An 18,214-nucleotide genomic window follows, 5' to 3' on the forward strand; every position below is an offset into this window, starting at 1 on the left:
CCGCACGGGGCCGGCCCGAGGACGGTCCCGCCCGCGCCCGCCGACGCAGGGAGTAGCGTCCCCTTCATGCATGCGATCACGATTCCCGAACCTGGTGGGCCCGAGGCGCTGGTGTGGGACGAGGTCCCGGATCCGGTGGCCGGCGAGGGCGAGGTCCTGGTCGAGGTGGTGGCCAGCGCCGTCAACCGCGCCGACATCCTGCAGCGGCAGGGCTTCTACGACCCGCCGCCCGGCGCGTCGCGCCACCCCGGTCTGGAGTGCTCGGGCCGCATCGCCGCGCTCGGTCCCGGAGTCTCCGGCTGGGCGGTTGGCGACGAGGTGTGCGCGCTGCTCGCGGGCGGCGGCTACGCCGAGAAGGTCGCGATCCCGGCCGGACAGTTGCTGCCCGTCCCCAAGGGCATCGACCTCAAGCAGGCGGCCGCGCTGCCCGAGGTGGTCTGCACGGTCTGGTCCAACGTCTTCATGATCGCCCATCTGCGGCCCGGCGAGACGCTGCTCGTGCACGGCGGCTCCAGCGGCATCGGCACCATGGCGATCCAGCTCGCCAAGGCCGTCGGCGCCAAGGTCGCCGTCACGGCGGGCACCGAGGAGAAGCTGCAGCAGTGCGTCGGACTCGGCGCCGACATCCTGATCAACTACCGCGAGCAGGACTTCGTCGCCGAGGTCAAGAAGGCCACCGACGGCGCGGGCGCTGACGTCATCCTCGACAACATGGGCGCCAAGTACCTGGACCGCAACATCCAGACCCTCGCCGTCAACGGCCGTCTCGCGATCATCGGCATGCAGGGCGGCATCAAGGGCGAACTGAACATCGCCACGCTCCTGAACAAGCGTGCCGCCGTCAGCGCCACCTCGCTGCGGGCCCGCCCGCTCACCGAGAAGGCGGCCATCGTCGCGGCCGTGCGCGAGCATGTGTGGCCCCTGCTCGACGCCGGCCACGTCCGCCCCGTCGTCGACCGTGAGATCCCGATGGACGACGCGGCGACGGCCCACCGGGTCGTCGAGGAGAGCGGCCACGTCGGCAAGGTGCTGCTGGTCGTGCCCTGACCGCCTCGCCCGGGCCCGTCGTCATCCGGAAGACAGGGCTCTACGCCCGCCGCATCCGCAGGCCGATGAAGGCGAGGCCCAGGCCGAGGCCGATCAGGACCAGGCCGCTGCCCAGGGGCAGGATGCGCAGGACGGGCTCGGGGGGCTGCTCGGCGGCTTGAGCGCCGGGGCGATGTGCGGGTTTGGAGGGCACCAGGCCCGCCTCCGCGGGCGGCGACACCGAGGCGGCCTGCCCCGCGTCCGCCTCCTCCTGGGACGAGTCCTCGTCCCCCTCGTCCGAGGAGGCGGCCGCGGACTCGTCCGCTGTCACCCGTCGCCCCGGCCGCTCCCGGCCCTCACCCGCCCGGCTCCCGGCCCGGGACGGCTCCGGGGAGGCGCTGGAGGAGGGGGAGGCAGACGGGGAGGCCGTTCGGGAAGCAGCCGCAGGGGCTCCCTCAGCAGCCATGCGGCCGGCGTCGTGCGTCCCGTGCGTCGCTACCGGCCCGTGCGTCGACACGCTCCCGTGCGTGGACACGCTCCCGTGCGTCGCCACACCGCCGTAGGACGCAACAGCCCCGTAGGACGCGCCACCTCCGTACGGAAACACCAGTACGCCCGCCCCCACCCCCACCACCAGGCCGGCCCCCTTCAAAGCACGCAACCATGGATTCACGCCCCAAGCGTCACATTGGCCACTACTTCCGGCATTCCGGGTTCCGCCAAAAAACCGAACCCGCTGCACGATCCGGGTGGCTCGAACCGGCGTCGAGGGGCCCACCGAAGCCGGGCTGCTGCGGCTGAGGGCGCAAAGCCACGCGCAGTGAGGGAAACTCCCGCACCGTAAACGGTGGATCATCCTCCACAGGGGGCACCACGGTGATGAGATGCACCCGTGCGAGAGAATGGCGGCATGGAGATGCCGAGGAACGACAGGTCACCGGAGAACCCCCAGATCCTGGTCGTGGGCCAGGACGGCATGGCGATCGGCGGCGGGGACGAGGACTCCCGCGAGATCCCGGTGACGGAGCAGGTCGAGCAGCCGGCCAAGGTGATGCGGATCGGCAGCATGATCAAGCAGCTCCTGGAGGAGGTGCGCGCCGCTCCCCTGGACGAGGCGAGCCGGGCCCGGCTCAAGGAGATCCACCGCAGCTCGGTGAAGGAGCTGGAGGACGGGCTGGCGCCGGAGCTGGTCGAGGAACTGGAGCGGCTGTCGCTGCCCTTCACGGACGACGGCACGCCCAGCGACGCCGAACTGCGCATCGCGCAGGCCCAGTTGGTGGGCTGGCTGGAGGGCCTCTTCCACGGCATCCAGACCACGCTGTTCGCCCAGCAGATGGCCGCGCGGGCCCAGCTGGAGCAGATGCGGCGCGCGCTGCCGCCCGGCGTCGGCCACGAGATGGGCGAGGACGGGCCCACGGCCGGCCGCTCGGGCGGGCCGTACCTGTAGTCACCCGGGCGACCGGGAGCGACGTGGGCGAAAGGGCCCGGCGGCCGAAGCCGCCGGGCCCTTCCTCACGCGTGCGCCTGGATCCCTGGGATCAGGACGGGTTGCCCGTCGAGACGTCGAGCGTGATCTCGACCTTGTCCGGGTCGACGTCCGTGCCGGCCTCCGGGGTCTGGTCGATCACCGCGCCCTCGCCGAATGTGTTCTCGTTGTAGTCGTTGACCACCAGCGACCAGCCGGCGGCCTTCGCGCACTCCCTGACCGAGTCGATGTACTTGAACCGGAAGTCGGGCACCCGGATCTTGTTCTCGTCGGTGTACGACTCCTGCGGCTCCGTGCACTCCGTCGAGTCGATCACCTTGGTGGTGTCCGGCCCGCGCCAGTCCGCCGCATGCGTCGTCGTGGGGTCCGGGCTGCTGCCGCCGCTGCCGTCGCCGCCGCTGCTTCCGCTGCCACCGCCGTTGAGCGCCAGGGCCGCGATCAGGCCGCCGACGGCGATGATCGAGACGACGATCGTGCCGATGACCACCGACTTGTTGTTCTTGCCGCCCCCAGAAGGCCCGGCGGGCCGCTGCTGGGGCGTGAGGTTGTACGGCGGCGGGGTCTGCGGCTGCGCATACGGCGACGGCGTCCGGTAGCCGCCCTGCTGCGGATAGCCGTACGCGGGAGAAGGAGGCGGCGTCGGCACGCCGTACGGGTTCGGGTTCGGGGTCGGCGGCTGGGGCGCCTGGTACGGCGTCTGCACGGGCCCCGGCGGTGCCTGGGGCGCCTGTGGGACCGGCGGGAACACCGCGGAGCCGACACCGGAGCCGCTCTGGGGGCGGGTGCCCGGCACGATGCTCGGCGGGGCGGCCTGCACGGAGGCGGCCACCCGCAGGCATTCGTCGCGCATCGACTCTGAGCTCGGGAAGCGCTCGTTCGGGTTCTTCTTCAGCGCGCGGGCCACCAGCGCGTCCACCGCGGGAGGCAGCGCCCGGTTGATCGACGAAGGAGCCACCGGCTCCTCCTGCACATGCGCGTACGCGATCGCCAGCGGTGAGTCCGCCTCGAACGGCAGCCGCCCGGTGACGAGTTGGAACAGCATGATGCCGACCGAGTAGAGATCGGACCGGGCGTCCACGCCCCGCCCCAGCGCCTGCTCCGGCGACAGATACTGCGGGGTGCCGACGACCATGCCGGTCTGTGTCATGGACGTCACACCGGACTGCATGGCGCGCGCGATGCCGAAGTCCATCACCTTGACGACGCCGCGCTTGGTGACCATCACGTTGCCCGGCTTGATGTCCCGGTGGACCAGGCCCATCTCGTGACTGATCTCCAGCGCCGCGAGAACGTCCGCGGTGATCTTCAGCGCCTTGTCGGCGGGCATCGCGCCGAACTGCCGTACGTCCTCGTCGAGCACCGAGCCGAGCGGGCGGCCCTCGACGTACTCCATCACGATGTACGGCGTGGTCATGCCGTCCAGGCTGTCCTCGCCGGTGTCGAAGACCGAGACGATGTTGGTGTGGGTGAGCTTCGCCACGGCCTGCGCCTCGCGGCGGAAGCGCTCGCGGAAGGCCTGCTCGCGGCCGAGCTCGGTGTGCAGCGTCTTGATCGCCACCTGGCGGTCGAGCACGGAGTCGTAGGCCAGGTGCACGGAGGCCATGCCGCCCTCGCCGAGCAGGTCGCGCAGTTGATAGCGGCCGCCGGCCAGCGCCCGCCCCGCATATCGGCCGTGTGCGCCGTCCTGGCTCATGTTCCGCTTCCCCCGTGGGCCTTGAGGCGCCGTTGACTGCCGATGATCCAAAGTGTTATTCCCGGCCAAGTCTGCCCCAGGGCACTGACACGTCAAGCACGGTGCCCGATCCGTGACCGTACGCGATGGAAGCGTCGCGCGAGCGTTACAGAGGCTGTACGGGCGGTACACAGAACTTGCACGGACTGACGGAGTGACGGTTTGATGGCCGGTCCGTCCTGTGCCGGTTCCGGCCCCCTTCTCGGACCGGCGGCTTGCGTTGAGGCTGTAGCGTGGCCGACGGAGACCGTAACAACACCGCGCGCACCGCGGGCAGAAACGACGGCGAGGACTGATGGCACAGCAGCAGCGCGCCCAGGGCCCGTCCGACCCCGAGGCGACTGGCGGCGGTATGTCAGATGCGCCGGAAATGTGGGGGAACGGCGGATTGGTCGGGGACGGCCGGTACCGGCTGACCCGCAGACTCGGCCGGGGCGGCATGGCGGAGGTTTTCGCCGCGGAGGACGTGCGCCTCGGGCGCACCGTCGCGGTCAAGCTGCTCCGTGCCGACCTCGCCGAGGACCCGGTCTCCAAGGCCCGCTTCACGCGCGAGGCCCAGTCGGTGGCCGGCCTCAACCACCACGCGATCGTCGCCGTGTACGACTCCGGCGAGGACTATGTGGGCGGCCACTCGGTGCCGTACATCGTGATGGAGATCGTCGAGGGCCGCACCATCCGCGACCTGCTGATCAACGCCGAGGCGCCCGGCCCCGAGCAGGCCCTGATCATCGTCTCCGGTGTGCTGGAGGCGCTCGCCTACTCGCACCAGCACGGCATCGTGCACCGCGACATCAAGCCGGCGAACGTGATCATCACCAACACCGGCGCGGTGAAGGTGATGGACTTCGGCATCGCCCGCGCCCTGCACGGCGCGCAGTCGACGATGACGCAGACCGGCATGGTCATGGGCACGCCGCAGTACCTCTCCCCGGAGCAGGCGCTCGGCAAGGCCGTCGACCACCGCTCCGACCTGTACGCGACGGGCTGCCTGCTGTACGAACTCCTCGCGCTGCGTCCCCCGTTCACGGGTGAGACCCCGCTGTCGGTGGTCTACCAGCACGTCCAGGACATCCCCACGCCGCCGTCCGAGGTCTCCGACACCGTGCCGCCGGAGCTCGACGGCCTCGTCATGCGCTCGCTGGCCAAGGAGCCGGACGACCGCTTCCAGACCGCCGAGGAGATGCGCGGCCTCGTCCAGTACGGGCTGCAGATGCTGTACGACCAGGGCGGCCACACCGGCACCTGGAACACCGGCCCGGTCGCCGTGCACGAGGGCCGGCACACCCCGGCGGCGGGCTTCGCCAGTACGACCGTGCTGCCGCACCCCGGCGGCTCCTCCGGTACGACGCAGATCCCGCAGCCGATCCTGCCCGCCGGCTACGGCGGCGGGGACGACGGCGGCTTCGAGGGGCACGGCAACAAGGGCACCGGCCGCGGCAAGCTGTGGGTCCTCGCCGTCCTCGCGGTGATCGCCATCGCGGCGGGCGTCGCGCTGGCGCTGCACAAGGCCGGCAACGGCAGTGGCGGCGACGGCACCACCCAGTCGCCGACCACCTCGCAGTCCACCAAGGACGACACGGCCACCGAGTCCCCGACCGACCAGCCCACCGACCAGCCGACGGACACGTCCACGGACAACGGCACCGGCACGAGCTCCGGGACCGGGCACTACACGCCCTCCTACACGCCGTCGTACACCCCGTCCCGCACGCCCAGCAGCCGGCCGAGCACCCAGCCGACGGACCGGCCGACCACCGCGGACCCGACGGACGACCCCACGCCGTCGACTCCGTCCTCGGGCGACTCGACGGACCCGGGGACGGACGCGGGCGGCGGCAACGGCGGTACCACGGGTGTGACGTCGGGCGTCGGCGGCTGATCGGTCACCCGGGCTCGCCCGAGGTGAACTCTTCCCGTGACGTGGGTCACCGGGATAACGTGCCGTTGTTCCGGCCCCCTGCAAGGCTGTGACCAGGAGATGTTCCCGGCTTTCGCGATTTACTTGGAAATCCAAGCAAAATCGCAGGTCAGGAGGGGTTTCACAGAAATGTGGAGCACTGGGTAACGTGCCTTTTGCAGGGCGCTCGCCGGGGCACCTGTCACGCCTGTCCCCGACCGGGCGCACCCACCCTGTGCGTCCGTAGGGCTTCAGGCGAGCCGCACTGGCATCCCGGCGAACCCGGGATGCCGGACCGACGGAGGAGCACACGTGACCGTGGAGAGCACTGCCGCGCGCAAGCCGCGACGCAGCGCCGGTACCAAGAGCACGGCCGGCAAGACGACCACCGCAAGGAAATCGCCGAGCACCGACCCCGAGCTCGTACAGCTGCTGACGCCCGAGGGCGAGCGCGTCAAGAACGCCGAGTACGACGAGTACGTCGCCGGCATCACCCCCGATGAGCTCCGCGGCCTGTACCGCGACATGGTGCTCACCCGCCGCTTCGACGCCGAGGCCACCTCCCTGCAGCGCCAGGGCGAGCTGGGCCTGTGGGCCTCGCTGCTCGGCCAGGAGGCCGCCCAGATCGGCTCGGGCCGGGCCACCCGCGAGGACGACTACGTCTTCCCGACCTACCGCGAGCACGGCGTCGCCTGGTGCCGCGGGGTCGACCCGACCAACCTGCTCGGCATGTTCCGCGGTGTGAACAACGGCGGCTGGGACCCCAACAGCAACAACTTCCACCTGTACACGATCGTCATCGGCTCCCAGACGCTGCACGCCACGGGCTACGCGATGGGCGTCGCCAAGGACGGCGCGGACAGCGCGGTGATCGCCTACTTCGGCGACGGCGCCTCCAGCCAGGGCGACGTGGCCGAGTCCTTCACGTTCTCCGCGGTTTACAACGCCCCGGTCGTGTTCTTCTGCCAGAACAACCAGTGGGCGATCTCCGAGCCGACCGAGAGGCAGACCCGCGTCCCGCTCTACCAGCGCGCGCAGGGCTTCGGCTTCCCCGGCGTCCGGGTCGACGGCAACGACGTGCTGGCGTGCCTCGCGGTGACGAAGTGGGCACTGGAGCGGGCCCGCCGCGGTGAGGGCCCCACCCTCGTCGAGGCGTACACGTACCGCATGGGCGCCCACACCACCTCCGACGACCCGACGAAGTACCGGGCCGACGAGGAGCGCGAGGCCTGGGAGGCGAAGGACCCGATCCTGCGCCTTCGCCGGTACCTGGAGGCCTCAAACCACGCGGACGAGGGATTCTTCGCGGAACTCGAGGCCGAGAGCGAGGCGTTGGGCAAACGAGTGCGTGAGGCGGTCCGCGCCATGCCCGACCCGGACCACTTCGCCATCTTCGAGAACGTGTACGCGGACGGGCACGCGCTCGTCGACGAGGAGCGAGCCCAGTTCGCCGCCTACCAGGCGTCGTTCGCGGATGAGGGGGGCAACTGAGATGGCCGAAAAGATGGCTCTCGCCAAGGCGATCAACGAGTCGCTGCGCCGCGCCCTGGAGTCCGACCCCAAGGTACTGATCATGGGCGAGGACGTCGGCAAGCTCGGCGGTGTCTTCCGGGTGACGGACGGCCTGCAGAAGGACTTCGGCGAGAGCCGGGTCATCGACACCCCGCTCGCCGAGTCCGGAATCGTCGGAACGGCCATCGGTCTGGCCCTGCGCGGCTACCGCCCGGTCGTGGAGATCCAGTTCGACGGCTTCGTCTTCCCCGCGTACGACCAGATCGTCACGCAGCTCGCGAAGATGCACGCGCGCTCGCTCGGCAAGGTCAAGCTCCCGGTCGTCGTCCGCATCCCCTACGGCGGCGGCATCGGCGCGGTGGAGCACCACTCCGAGTCCCCCGAGGCGCTGTTCGCGCACGTGGCGGGCCTGAAGGTGGTCAGCCCGTCGAATGCCTCGGACGCGTTCTGGATGATGCAGCAGGCCATCGAGTGCGACGACCCGGTGATCTTCTTCGAGCCCAAGCGGCGCTACTGGGACAAGGCCGAGGTCACGTGGTCCACTAGCGGCTCCGCCGCGGGCGAGGCCATCCCCGGCCCGCTGCACAAGGCCCAGGTGATCCGCGAGGGCACGGACCTGACCCTCGCCGCGTACGGCCCGATGGTGAAGCTCTGCCTGGAGGCCGCCGCCGCGGCCGCCGAGGAGGGCAAGTCCCTCGAGGTCCTGGACCTGCGCTCGATCTCCCCGCTGGACTTCGACTCGATCCAGGCGTCCGTGGAGAAGACGCGCCGCCTGGTCGTCGTCCACGAGGCGCCGGTGTTCCTCGGCTCGGGCGCGGAGATCGCCGCCCGTATCACGGAGCGCTGCTTCTACCACCTGGAGGCACCGGTCCTCAGGGTCGGCGGCTACCACGCCCCGTACCCGCCGGCCCGCCTGGAGGAGGAGTACCTGCCGGGCCTGGACCGGGTGCTCGACGCCGTCGACCGCGCCCTGGCGTACTGAGGAGAGGGTCGTGACGACGATGACGGAAGCGTCCGTACGCGAGTTCAAGATGCCGGACGTCGGCGAGGGCCTCACCGAGGCCGAGATCCTCAAGTGGTACGTCCAGCCCGGCGACCAGGTCACCGACGGCCAGGTGGTGTGCGAGGTCGAGACCGCGAAGGCGGCGGTGGAGCTGCCCATCCCGTACGACGGGGTGGTCCGCGACCTGCACTTCCCCGAGGGGTCCACGGTGGACGTGGGCACGCCGATCATCGCGGTGGACGTGTCGGGCGGGGCCGCGGCGCCCGCCCCGGCGCAGGCCGCCGCTCCTGCCGCCCCCGTCGAGGAGAAGAAGCCGGAGGGCTCCGGCCGCCAGCCGGTGCTGGTGGGTTACGGCGTCGCCGCGTCCTCCACCAAGCGGCGCCCGCGCAAGGGCCCCGAGGTGGTGCTCCCGGAAGCCTCGACGGCGGTCCAGAAGGAGCTCAACGGCCACGGGCCGGTCACCGCGGCCGCCCCGGCGGGTGCGGCCGAGAAGCCGCGGCCCCTCGCCAAGCCGCCGGTGCGCAAGCTGGCGAAGGACCTGGGCGTCGACCTCGCGACCGTGGTCCCGTCCGGCCCGGACGGCATCATCACGCGCGAGGACGTCCATGCGGCGGTGGCACCGCCGGCCGCGGAGCCGGTGACGGCTCCCGCTGTCTCCGCACCGCCGGCGCCGGTCCCGGCGTACGACACGGCCCGTGAGACCCGGGTCCCGGTCAAGGGCGTGCGCAAGGCGACGGCGGCGGCGATGGTGGGCTCGGCGTTCACGGCACCGCACGTCACCGAGTTCGTGACGATCGACGTGACCCGCACGATGAAGCTGGTCGAGGAGCTCAAGCAGGACAAGGAACTGCAGGGGCTGCGCGTCAGCCCGCTCCTGCTGATCGCCAAGGCCCTCCTGGTCGCCATCAAGCGCAACCCGGGGATCAACGCGTCCTGGGACGAGGCGAACCAGGAGATCGTGCTCAAGCACTACGTCAACCTGGGCATCGCCGCGGCCACCCCGCGCGGCCTGATCGTCCCGAACATCAAGGACGCCCACGACAAGACGCTCCCGCAGCTGGCCGAGGCCCTCGGCGAGCTGGTGTCGACGGCGAGGGAGGGCAAGACCTCCCCGGCGGCCATGCAGGGCGGCACGGTGACCATCACCAACGTCGGCGTCTTCGGCGTCGACACCGGCACGCCCATCCTCAACCCCGGCGAATCCGCGATCCTCGCCGTCGGCGCGATCAAGCTCCAGCCCTGGGTCCACAAGGGCAAGGTGAAGCCCCGCCAGGTCACCACGCTGGCGCTGAGCTTCGACCACCGCCTGGTGGACGGCGAGTTGGGCTCGAAGGTACTGGCGGACGTGGCGGCGATCCTGGAACAGCCGAAGCGGCTGATCACCTGGGCCTAGCAGGCACCGCCGTGAGGAGCCGCGCACCCGTCCCGGGTGCGCGGCTCCTTCGGTCACAGCGGGCGGCGGCACAGGAGTGTGGCGATCTGGGGTCTCCCGTTCCCCTCGGGCTCCTGCAGCACCCGTGCCGTGATGACCAGACCGGCCTGCTGCAGGAGTTCCACGATCTGGTCCGGTGGGAGCCGATGGGACTCGTACGAGACCGGGTGGCCGCCGTAGGCATGTGCCCGGTGGACGCACTCGCCTGCTCCCACGTGACCGGCCAGCATGAGCAGGCCGCCGGGCCTCAGAGTCCGGTGGAACTCGCCGTAGACGAGCGGGAGCTGGTCCGGCGGGGTGTGGTGGGTGGAGTAGTAGGCGAGGATCCCGGCGAGGGAGCCGTCCTCGATGTCCAGCGCCGTCATCGAGCCCACCCTGAAGGTCAGGCCGGGACGGGTCCGGCGGGCCAGTTCGATCATCCGCGGGGACAGGTCGACGCCGAAGGCCGACAGCCCCAGCCCGGCGAGGTGCGCCGTCACCAGGCCCGGGCCGCAGCCCAGGTCCGCGACGGGTCCGCCGCCGCCCTCCCGCACGGCCTCCGCGAACGTGGCCAGCAACGCCCGTGACAGCGGGTCCAGTTCGGACGGTCGCTTGACCTGCTTCAGGTAGTCGGCGGCGACGGTGTCGTAGGACTCCCGGACCGCGGCGAGGTAAGGGGGCTCGGTCACCCGGCGACTCTAGACGAGGCGAAGGGCCCCTCGCCGTCGGCGAGGGGCCCTCCCTGTTCCTGTCCTGGTCCGGGTCAGCCGAGCCTTGCGAACCCGTAGTTCATCAGCTTCTTCGCGTCCGCCTCGCGCTGCGGGATGGACGTGGAGGACAGGACGGTGCCGATGACCGTCTTGCCGCCACGGGTGGCGGCGAAGACGAGGCAGTACCCCGCCTCGGGGCCGGAGCCGGTCTTCACGCCGATGGTGCCGCTGTAGCTGCTGAGGAGCCCGTTGGTGTTGGTCCACGGGTTCATCGTGCGGATGCTGCCCGTCTTGGTGACGGTCTTCGCGGTGTACGACTTCGTCTTCACGACCGTGCGGAACGTGGAGTTCTTCATCGCACTGCTGGCGATCTTCGTCAGGTCACGCGGCGTCGAGTAGTTGTTGCCGTTGCCGATGCCGTCGAACGAGTCGAAGTGCGTGTTCGCCAGGTGCAGGTCCGACGCGGCCTTGTTCATCTTGCCGATGAACGACTTCACGCGCGCGGCACGCGTCGTGCCCGAGCCGTAGGTGTCGGCGAGCGCGTACGCGGCGTCGCAGCCGGACGGCAGCATCAGCCCGTACAGCAACTGACGGACGGTGACCTTGTCGCCGACGATCAGGTGGGCCTGGGAGGCGTTGTTGGCGACGACGTAGTCGCTGTACGCCTTCTGGATCGTGACCTTCTTGTCCAGGTTCAGGTTCGGCTGCGCGAGCACGACCTTCGCGGTCATGATCTTCGTGGTGGAGCCCGTCGAACGCCTGGTGTCCGCCGCCTTGGTGTACAGCGTCGACCCGTTCGCGTTGTTCATGACGTAGCCGCCCTTGGCCACGATCGAGGGCGTGGTGACGGCCTGCGCGGGTGCCGCGGCGAAGGCCCCGGCCGCGAGAACGGCGCCGGCGGTGACACTGACCGCGGCGGCGCGGCGGAAGCGGCTGCCCTTGGTGCCGGTGATGGCGGTAATCAACTGAAATACCCCGATTGCGTTGAAAGCCCCTGATATGCGGCCGAGTTGGATGCGAAGCGAATGGGGCCGCATGTGTGAGACACGTAAATAGCACAGTTGGTTGCATCGTTGCTGTGTGGGGTTGCCGTGACGGGTGATTCGTCCGCATGTCGTGCGCCTGTATCCCCGTGCACCCGTCCGGATAATGGACCGGATCCCTCATGCGTACGTGTTGTATCTATCCTGTTCGCATGAGCAGCCCGGGGACCCTGACCGCCAAGCAACCTCCCGCCGCCGACCGCGTCTACGCCCACGTCAAGCAGGGCGTCCTGGAGCGCCGCTACGAGGGCGGGACCCTCCTCACCGAGGGCGAACTCGCCGAGGCCGTAGGGGTGTCCCGCACCCCGGTGCGCGAGGCGCTGCTGCGGCTCGAGGTGGAAGGGCTGATCAAGCTGTACCCGAAGAAGGGCGCCCTGGTCCTGCCCGTGTCCGCGCAGGAGATCGCGGACGTGGTGGAGACCCGGCTGCTGGTCGAGACGCATGCGGCGCGCAAGGCCGTGCCCGCCCCCGCCGGTCTCGTCGAGCGGCTGGAGGAACTGCTCGCGAAGCAGAAGGCACAGGCCGCCGCAGGTGACCTCGCCGGGGCCGCCGTCACCGACCGCTGCTTCCACGCCGAGATCGTCCGCAGCGGGGGCAACGAGATCCTCTCCCGGCTCTACGACCAGCTCAGGGACCGGCAGTTGCGCATGGGCGTCGCCATCATGCACTCCCATCCCGACCGGGTCGCCAAGACCCTCGCCGAGCACGAGGAGATCCTCCAGGCGCTGCGCTCCGGGGACCCGGAGGAGGCGGTCGGGGTGGTGCACCGGCACGTCAGCTGGTTCTCGCACCTGGCGCGGGGTGAGGTCCGATGAGGCCGTCGTCCGCCACGACCACCCTGCCGGGTGACCCGCCGGGCGGCCGGCGCGCGATGGCCGTCTGGGGCATCGGCGTCTCCGTCTACTTCGTCGCCGTCATCTTCCGTACGTCCCTCGGGGTCGCCGGCCTCGACGCCGCCGACCGCTTCCACGTCAACGCCTCGGCCCTGTCGACCTTCTCGATCCTGCAGCTCCTCGTCTACGCCGGCATGCAGATACCCGTCGGCCTGCTGGTGGACCGGCTCGGCACCAAGAAGGTGCTGACCATCGGGGTCGTGCTCTTCACGGCGGGTCAGCTCGGCTTCGCGTTCTCGCCCTCGTACGGCATGGCCCTCGCCTCCCGTGCGCTGCTCGGCTGCGGTGACGCGATGACGTTCATCAGCGTGCTGCGGCTGGGCACCCGCTGGTTCCCGGCGCGGCGCGGGCCGCTGGTCGCGCAGCTCGCGGGGCTGGCCGGGATGGCGGGCAACCTGGTCTCCACACTGGTGCTGTCCCGGCTGCTGCACGGCGTCGGCTGGACGGCCGCCTTCGCGGGCAGCGCGCTGGCCGGAGTCGTCGTCCTCGTGCTGCTCCTGCTGTTCCTGAAGGACCACCCCGAGGGGTACGAGCCGGAGCCGTTCCCGCACCAGGGCGCGGCGTACGTCCGGCGGCAGATCGCGGCGTCCTGGCGGGAGCCGGGGACGCGCCTCGGGCTGTGGGTGCACTTCACGACCCAGTTCCCGGCGATGGTGTTCCTGCTGCTGTGGGGGCTGCCCTTCCTGGTGCAGGCGCAGGGCCTGTCACGGGCCACGGCCGGTGAACTCCTCACGCTGGTCGTCCTGTCGAACATGGTCGTGGGGCTCGTCTACGGCCAGATCATCGCCCGGCACCACGCGGCGCGGCTGCCGCTGGCACTGGGGACCGTGGCGGCGACGGCGGTGGTGTGGGCGGCGACGCTGGCCTACCCGGCCGACCGGGCTCCGATGTGGCTGCTGATCGTGCTGTGCACGGTGCTCGGCTCCTGCGGTCCGGCGTCGATGATCGGCTTCGACTTCGCGCGTCCTGCCAACCCCGCGGAGCGGCAGGGCACGGCTTCCGGGATCACCAACATGGGCGGCTTCGTCGCCTCGATGACGACACTGTTCGCGATCGGCGTGCTGCTGGACGCCACCGGCGACGACTACACCGTCGCGTTCTCCGCGGTGTTCGTGCTCCAGGCGCTCGGTGTCAGCCAGATCCTGCGGCTGCGCGGGCGGGTCGCCCGGCGGGAGCGGGAGCGGCTGGTGGCGAGCCGGGTGGAGACGGTGCACGTGCCCGCGTGAAGCGGGCGGTTCACCGCGACGGACGTTCACAGCCCGGCTGTTGCCGTGTCATGGGCGTGTGACAGCGGTGTCGTGAAGCGAGGACGGGCGTGACCCGGAGGAGCGGCGGCCCCTCATAGTCGGCGAGTGCATCGAACGCCTCGAACGCAGTCCTCGCTCTTGAAGGGAACCTCCTGATGAACCGCCGCCTGCGCAAGACCGCCCTCGTCACCGCCGCGATCACGGCCGGCCTGCTGATGACGGCTTGTCAGAACGGTTCCAGCAGCCACGGCAGCTCCGCCGACACCTCGGCCTCCCCGACGGCCACGGCGCAGGGGACGTCGAAGACCTCGGAGACCTCCGGGCACTCCAGCTCTTCGGGCACCTCCGCCGGGAACGCGTCGAAGTCGCAGCAGGGCGTGAACGCCACCATCACCGGGGGCACGGTCAGCTATCTCGCGCCGGGCAAGTACCTCGTGTCCGTGCCCGGAAAGACCGACCGGGCGTTCTTCGTCGCCGACGACACCCAGGTCCAGGGCGCCGGCATGATCTGCGGCGGCTCGCACTGCACCCTGGACCAGCTGGAGACGGCCGCCAAGAAGGCGGCGGTCCCCGCCGACGTGACGATCAGGAAGGGCGTCGCCACCGTCGTCCGCGAACGCCACAGCGCCGGCAGCGGCACCGGCGCCAAGGGCGTCAGCGGCACCTGGCTCGGCAACGTGAGCTATCTGGCGCCGGGCAAGTTCACCGTGTCCGACATGAAGGGCGTCGAGCAGGCGTTCTTCGTCGCCGACAGCACCAAGGTGTACGGCGCGGGCACCATCTGCGGCACCCCGGGGTCCTCGGGGACCTCCCGCTGCACCCTGGACCAGCTGGAGGCCGCCGCCAGGAAGGGTGTCTCCGCGAAGGTCGTGATCAGCGGCGGTGTCGCGACGACGGTCACCGAGGACCACTGATCACCGGAGCCGCAGGCGCTACGGCGTCACCGTGAAGTTCCGCAGGATCGCCGCCGTGAGCTCCGGGTCCCCCTCCGCCTTCACCCGGTCCGCGACGCCTTCCGGGGTCACCCGGCCGCAGGCCAGGCGTACGTACGTCTCCCAGTCGAGGGTGAGGGTGGCGGCGGGGCCGAGGGCGGGGGCGGTCTCGAGGGTGCCGCGGCCCTGGATGTCGACGCGGATGGTGCGCAGGAACTCGACCGGGCCGTGCACGTCGAAGACGATCGCCGAACTGCGCGGCGCATCCGACTTCTCGGCCACGACGGTCGGCAGGTCGGCGAGGAGCACGTCACGGGCGATGTGCGCGCCGGGGGAGTCGAGGTTGCCGGGGCGGCCCAGGGCGGCCCGCAGGTCCTGCTCGTGCACCCAGACGTTGAACGCGTGGGCGCGCATGGACTCTTCGAGAGTGAGCTCGCTGCCGTGGGGCCCGCGCACCTTGGTGCCCGGGTCGCGCGACTCGTTGCGCTGCTGGCGGTTGCGCCGGATGATCACGTACTCCAGCTCGGACGTCATCTCCGGCGCCGTGTGGTGCCGGCGGACGTCGACCTGCATCTCCATGTAGCGCTGGTGGTCGTTGGTGACGTGGAAGAGGTCACGCGGCAGCGTGTGGATGGGGCGCGGGTCGCCGAGCATCTCGCAGTCCAGGCCGATGACATGGGAGACGACGTCACGGACCGACCACCCCGGGCACGGCGTCCGCCGGTTCCACTCTCCCTCCACAAGCGGTCCCACCAGCTCGGATATCGCTTCGATGGAGTGGGTCCAGGCGTCGGCGTAGGGCTGGAGGGTGGGATGCAGACTCACGGAACGGGACCCCTCGGCGGTCGGTACACGGGCGGTTGGTGGCAGCGTTGCCAGCGGGAGGTGGCTGCACTCGGCGGGTGTCTTGGAACGCTAAGTTACGCTGCTGTGAGGCACCCCGGCAGTGCTTTCGTGTGACGATCGTAGGCCCGGATGGACGGCTCGAATGCCAGGACGGTGGTAGTGTGCGCGCCTCTTTGATCCAGATCGCCGTAGACGAGGGCGAATCGGTCGAATCGCGTCGGCGGCGGGTGGCTTCGCTGGTACGGGAGCAGGCCGGGGCCGATCTGGTCGTGCTGCCGGAGCTGTGGACGACCGGCGCCTTCGCCTACGAGGCGTTCGGCACCGAGGCGGAGCCGCTCGAGGGGCCGACGTACGAGGCGATGGCGAAGGCCGCGAGCGACGCGGGCGTGTGGCTGCACGCGGGCTCGATCCCCGAGCGGGCTGCATCCGAAAGCGGCTCCGCCGCGGGTTCGGGGCCGCTCTACAACACGTCTCTCGTCTTCTCCCCCTCCGGTGATCTGGCCGCCGCCTACCGCAAGATCCACCGCTTCGGCTTCGACAAGGGCGAGGCCGTGCTGATGGGTGCGGGCCGGGAACTGGTGACGGTCCGTCTGCCGGACACGACCGTGGGCGTCGCCACCTGCTACGACCTCCGTTTCCCCGAGCTCTTCCGCGGTCTCGTCGACGCCGGCGCCGAGACCCTGGTGATCCCGGCGGGCTGGCCGGAGCGCCGCCGGGCGCACTGGACGCTGCTGGCCCAGGCGCGGGCGGTCGAGAACCAGGCGTTCGTGCTCGCCTGTGGAACGGCCGGGACCCATGCGGGAGTTCCGCAGGCGGGTCACTCGATCGTGGTCGATCCATGGGGCGAGGTCCTCGCGGAGGCCGGGGCGGACGAGGAGATCCTCACCGTGGAGTTCGATCCGGCGAAGGTCGCGACGACGCGGGAGCAGTTCCCGGCGCTGAAGGACCGGGTCCTCTAGCCCCGGACGGCCGCGGGGGTTCAGTCGTCCTCCCGCTCCTTCTCCGCCAGGTGGATCACGCACACCGTCACCGCGATCAGCAGCGCCGGGTCGGCGTCCTCCCGTACGACGTCGACGCCGTAGGTCTCCCGGATGTGCAGCCAGCGGCGGGAGATCACGGCGAGGAGCTCGCCGTCGTACTCGATGGCGAACTCCCGGTCGAGGATCTTGCCGCTGACGTCGAGTTCCGTGCCGTCCACCATGGAGACCCGGTAGTGGTGGCGCAGCAGCGACAGGCGTTTGCGCTTGATGCGGGCGAGGGCGGCGCCGTCCCGTTCGATCACCATGGTGTCCCGCAGGGCGAACATCTTCTGGTGGATGTCGATCAGGACGCGCCCCTGGGTGTCCTTCAGCTCGAAGGTGTCCCTCAGGCGCATCGCCTTGCCGTCGACGAGGAACACCTTGTTGCCGTGCTCGTCCTCGATCCAGTAGTCGTCACCGATGCCGAGGAGCCGGTCGCGTACGAGGAATCTCATACCGTCACCGCTTCCCCGGCGGCCGGTCCGAAACGCCGCCGGTAGGCCGACGGGCTGAGTCCCGTCTCGCGCCGCACGCGCGCGCGTAGGTTGGCCGCGCTGCCCAGGCCGCTCCTCGCGGCGACGACGTCCAGTCGTTCCTCCCCGCGCTCGATGAGACGGCAGGCGAGGGCGACGCGTTCCCCCGTCAGCCAGCCCAGCGGGGTCGTGCCCAGCTGGACGCGGAAACGGCGGTGCAGGGTCGCCGGGGACACCGCCGCCCGGGCCGCCAGGTCCGCCACCGTCAGCGGCTCGCCCAGCCGCTCCTGCGCCCAGGCCAGCAGCGGTCCCAGCGACTCGTCGGGCACGTCCGGCACGGGCCGCTCCACGAACTGCCGCTGCCCGCCGTCCCGGTGGGAGGCGAAGACCAGCCGCCGGGAGACGGCGTTCGCGAGCTCCGCCCCGTGGTCCCGGCGCCAGATGTGCAGCCCGAGGTCGAGCGCGGCCGCGCTGCCCGACGCCGTGAGCAGATCGCCCTCGTCGACGAACAGCACGTCCGGCTCCAGCAGCACCTTCGGATGCAGCTCCCGGAACAGGTCCGCCCAGCGCCAGTGGGTGGTGGCCCGGCGCCCGTCCAGCAGCCCGGCCTCGGCGAGCGCGAAGGTCCCGGTGCAGAAGCTGACGACGCGGCCGCCACGCGCGTGCGTGCAGCGGATCGCCTCCAGTACGGCCTCCGCGCGCGGGACGACGTTGTCGGGCCGCCCCGGGACGACGAGGGTGTCCGCCGCGTCCACGGCGTCCAGCCCCGCCACCCCGGTCAGCGTGAAGAACCCGTGGTTCATCCGCACCTCACGCGCGGGCGCGCACACTGTCACCTCGTACAGCGGCCCCGCGAGCCCCAGTTCGGGCCGGGGCAGCCCGAACAGCTCGGTCGCCACGCCCACCTCGAAGGGGTTGGTGCCCTCGTCGACGATCACCGCGACCCGGTGCGGAGGGGGCTGAGAGGATCCTTGCGCCATATGC

At 70.9% G+C, this 18,214-nt stretch carries 17 protein-coding genes; 10 read left to right on the plus strand and 7 right to left on the minus strand.

What is annotated here, in order from left to right:
• Positions 1-66: 66 nt before the first annotated feature.
• Positions 67-1,047: an NAD(P)H-quinone oxidoreductase gene (locus ACIBW9_RS13725; RefSeq protein ID WP_398954490.1), complete on the plus strand. Its 981-nt coding sequence runs from the start codon at positions 67-69 to the stop codon at positions 1,045-1,047.
• A 40-nt stretch (positions 1,048-1,087) separates the two neighbouring features.
• On the opposite strand, the gene ACIBW9_RS13730 is transcribed toward ACIBW9_RS13725, so the two are convergent.
• Complete coding sequence (locus tag ACIBW9_RS13730) at positions 1,088-1,357, minus strand: hypothetical protein (RefSeq protein WP_398954492.1); 270 nt, start codon at positions 1,355-1,357, stop codon at positions 1,088-1,090.
• Positions 1,358-1,936: 579 nt separating this feature from the next.
• Between ACIBW9_RS13730 and ACIBW9_RS13735 the strand changes: the two genes are divergently transcribed.
• On the plus strand, positions 1,937-2,473 hold the full coding sequence (locus ACIBW9_RS13735) for a bacterial proteasome activator family protein (RefSeq protein WP_115907015.1): 537 nt from the start codon (positions 1,937-1,939) through the stop codon (positions 2,471-2,473).
• Between the two features lie 91 nt (positions 2,474-2,564).
• Here ACIBW9_RS13735 and ACIBW9_RS13740 read toward each other — a convergent pair whose 3' ends face one another.
• The gene (locus ACIBW9_RS13740) at positions 2,565-4,205 is read right to left on the minus strand and encodes a protein kinase (protein ID WP_398954494.1); all 1,641 of its coding nucleotides are present in this window, start codon (positions 4,203-4,205) and stop codon (positions 2,565-2,567) included.
• 334 nt (positions 4,206-4,539) lie between these two features.
• On the opposite strand from ACIBW9_RS13740, the gene ACIBW9_RS13745 reads away from it, so the two are divergent.
• The 4 genes from ACIBW9_RS13745 (at position 4,540) to ACIBW9_RS13760 (ending at position 10,049) form a co-directional block, all read left to right on the plus strand.
• Positions 4,540-6,123, plus strand: a complete 1,584-nt coding sequence (locus ACIBW9_RS13745) for a protein kinase (RefSeq protein ID WP_398954496.1) — start codon at positions 4,540-4,542, stop codon at positions 6,121-6,123.
• Between the two features lie 330 nt (positions 6,124-6,453).
• Positions 6,454-7,632: a pyruvate dehydrogenase (acetyl-transferring) E1 component subunit alpha gene (gene pdhA / locus ACIBW9_RS13750; RefSeq protein ID WP_398954498.1), complete on the plus strand. Its 1,179-nt coding sequence runs from the start codon at positions 6,454-6,456 to the stop codon at positions 7,630-7,632.
• 1 nt (position 7,633) lies between these two features.
• Positions 7,634-8,635 (plus strand): alpha-ketoacid dehydrogenase subunit beta, encoded by a 1,002-nt coding sequence (locus ACIBW9_RS13755; protein WP_398954500.1) that lies wholly within the window; start codon positions 7,634-7,636, stop codon positions 8,633-8,635.
• 10 nt (positions 8,636-8,645) lie between these two features.
• Positions 8,646-10,049 (plus strand): dihydrolipoamide acetyltransferase family protein, encoded by a 1,404-nt coding sequence (locus tag ACIBW9_RS13760; RefSeq protein ID WP_398954502.1) that lies wholly within the window; start codon positions 8,646-8,648, stop codon positions 10,047-10,049.
• Between the two features lie 53 nt (positions 10,050-10,102).
• Here the strand turns inward: ACIBW9_RS13760 and ACIBW9_RS13765 are convergent, their stop codons facing one another.
• On the minus strand, positions 10,103-10,756 hold the full coding sequence (locus ACIBW9_RS13765; protein ID WP_398954504.1) for a class I SAM-dependent methyltransferase: 654 nt from the start codon (positions 10,754-10,756) through the stop codon (positions 10,103-10,105).
• Positions 10,757-10,830: 74 nt separating this feature from the next.
• Complete coding sequence (locus ACIBW9_RS13770; protein ID WP_398954506.1) at positions 10,831-11,742, minus strand: D-alanyl-D-alanine carboxypeptidase family protein; 912 nt, start codon at positions 11,740-11,742, stop codon at positions 10,831-10,833.
• 230 nt (positions 11,743-11,972) lie between these two features.
• Between ACIBW9_RS13770 and ACIBW9_RS13775 the strand changes: the two genes are divergently transcribed.
• The 3 genes from ACIBW9_RS13775 (at position 11,973) to ACIBW9_RS13785 (ending at position 14,874) form a co-directional block, all read left to right on the plus strand.
• Positions 11,973-12,635, plus strand: a complete 663-nt coding sequence (locus ACIBW9_RS13775) for a GntR family transcriptional regulator (RefSeq protein ID WP_398954508.1) — start codon at positions 11,973-11,975, stop codon at positions 12,633-12,635.
• A complete protein-coding gene (locus ACIBW9_RS13780) occupies positions 12,632-13,939 on the plus strand; it encodes a nitrate/nitrite transporter (RefSeq protein WP_398954510.1) in 1,308 nt (435 codons plus the stop codon). Before ACIBW9_RS13775 ends, ACIBW9_RS13780 begins: the two co-directional genes overlap by 4 nt.
• A gap of 176 nt (positions 13,940-14,115) precedes the next feature.
• Complete coding sequence (locus ACIBW9_RS13785) at positions 14,116-14,874, plus strand: hypothetical protein (protein WP_398954512.1); 759 nt, start codon at positions 14,116-14,118, stop codon at positions 14,872-14,874.
• An 18-nt stretch (positions 14,875-14,892) separates the two neighbouring features.
• Here the strand turns inward: ACIBW9_RS13785 and ACIBW9_RS13790 are convergent, their stop codons facing one another.
• A complete protein-coding gene (locus ACIBW9_RS13790) occupies positions 14,893-15,717 on the minus strand; it encodes a maleylpyruvate isomerase family mycothiol-dependent enzyme (RefSeq protein ID WP_398954514.1) in 825 nt (274 codons plus the stop codon).
• A gap of 182 nt (positions 15,718-15,899) precedes the next feature.
• Here ACIBW9_RS13790 and ACIBW9_RS13795 point away from each other — a divergent pair, with 182 nt between their 5' ends.
• The gene (locus ACIBW9_RS13795; protein WP_398954515.1) at positions 15,900-16,697 is read left to right on the plus strand and encodes a carbon-nitrogen family hydrolase; all 798 of its coding nucleotides are present in this window, start codon (positions 15,900-15,902) and stop codon (positions 16,695-16,697) included.
• A gap of 20 nt (positions 16,698-16,717) precedes the next feature.
• Here the strand turns inward: ACIBW9_RS13795 and ACIBW9_RS13800 are convergent, their stop codons facing one another.
• Both ACIBW9_RS13800 and ACIBW9_RS13805 read right to left on the minus strand, forming a co-directional pair.
• Positions 16,718-17,212, minus strand: a complete 495-nt coding sequence (locus ACIBW9_RS13800) for an LURP-one-related/scramblase family protein (protein ID WP_398954517.1) — start codon at positions 17,210-17,212, stop codon at positions 16,718-16,720.
• Positions 17,209-18,210, minus strand: coding sequence for a helix-turn-helix domain-containing protein (locus ACIBW9_RS13805; protein ID WP_398954519.1), 1,002 nt, complete (start codon positions 18,208-18,210; stop codon positions 17,209-17,211). Before ACIBW9_RS13805 ends, ACIBW9_RS13800 begins: the two co-directional genes overlap by 4 nt.
• Positions 18,211-18,214 lie beyond the last annotated feature (4 nt).

The organism is Streptomyces sp. NPDC049541 (assembly GCF_044465725.1).
Taxonomy (GTDB): domain Bacteria; phylum Actinomycetota; class Actinomycetes; order Streptomycetales; family Streptomycetaceae; genus Streptomyces.

Excerpts from the sequence above, each read along its gene's own strand:
- ACIBW9_RS13800 (WP_398954517.1), bottom strand. The coding sequence starts at position 17,212 with ATGAGATTCCTCGTACGCGACCGGCTCCTCGGCATCGGTGACGACTAC.
- ACIBW9_RS13735 (WP_115907015.1), top strand. The coding sequence starts at position 1,937 with ATGGAGATGCCGAGGAACGACAGGTCACCGGAGAACCCCCAGATCCTG.
- ACIBW9_RS13780 (WP_398954510.1), top strand. The coding sequence starts at position 12,632 with ATGAGGCCGTCGTCCGCCACGACCACCCTGCCGGGTGACCCGCCGGGC.
- ACIBW9_RS13775 (WP_398954508.1), top strand. The coding sequence starts at position 11,973 with ATGAGCAGCCCGGGGACCCTGACCGCCAAGCAACCTCCCGCCGCCGAC.
- ACIBW9_RS13805 (WP_398954519.1), bottom strand. The coding sequence starts at position 18,210 with ATGGCGCAAGGATCCTCTCAGCCCCCTCCGCACCGGGTCGCGGTGATC.
- ACIBW9_RS13725 (WP_398954490.1), top strand. The coding sequence starts at position 67 with ATGCATGCGATCACGATTCCCGAACCTGGTGGGCCCGAGGCGCTGGTG.
- ACIBW9_RS13740 (WP_398954494.1), bottom strand. The coding sequence starts at position 4,205 with ATGAGCCAGGACGGCGCACACGGCCGATATGCGGGGCGGGCGCTGGCC.
- ACIBW9_RS13785 (WP_398954512.1), top strand. The coding sequence starts at position 14,116 with ATGAACCGCCGCCTGCGCAAGACCGCCCTCGTCACCGCCGCGATCACG.
- ACIBW9_RS13755 (WP_398954500.1), top strand. The coding sequence starts at position 7,634 with ATGGCCGAAAAGATGGCTCTCGCCAAGGCGATCAACGAGTCGCTGCGC.
- ACIBW9_RS13745 (WP_398954496.1), top strand. The coding sequence starts at position 4,540 with ATGGCACAGCAGCAGCGCGCCCAGGGCCCGTCCGACCCCGAGGCGACT.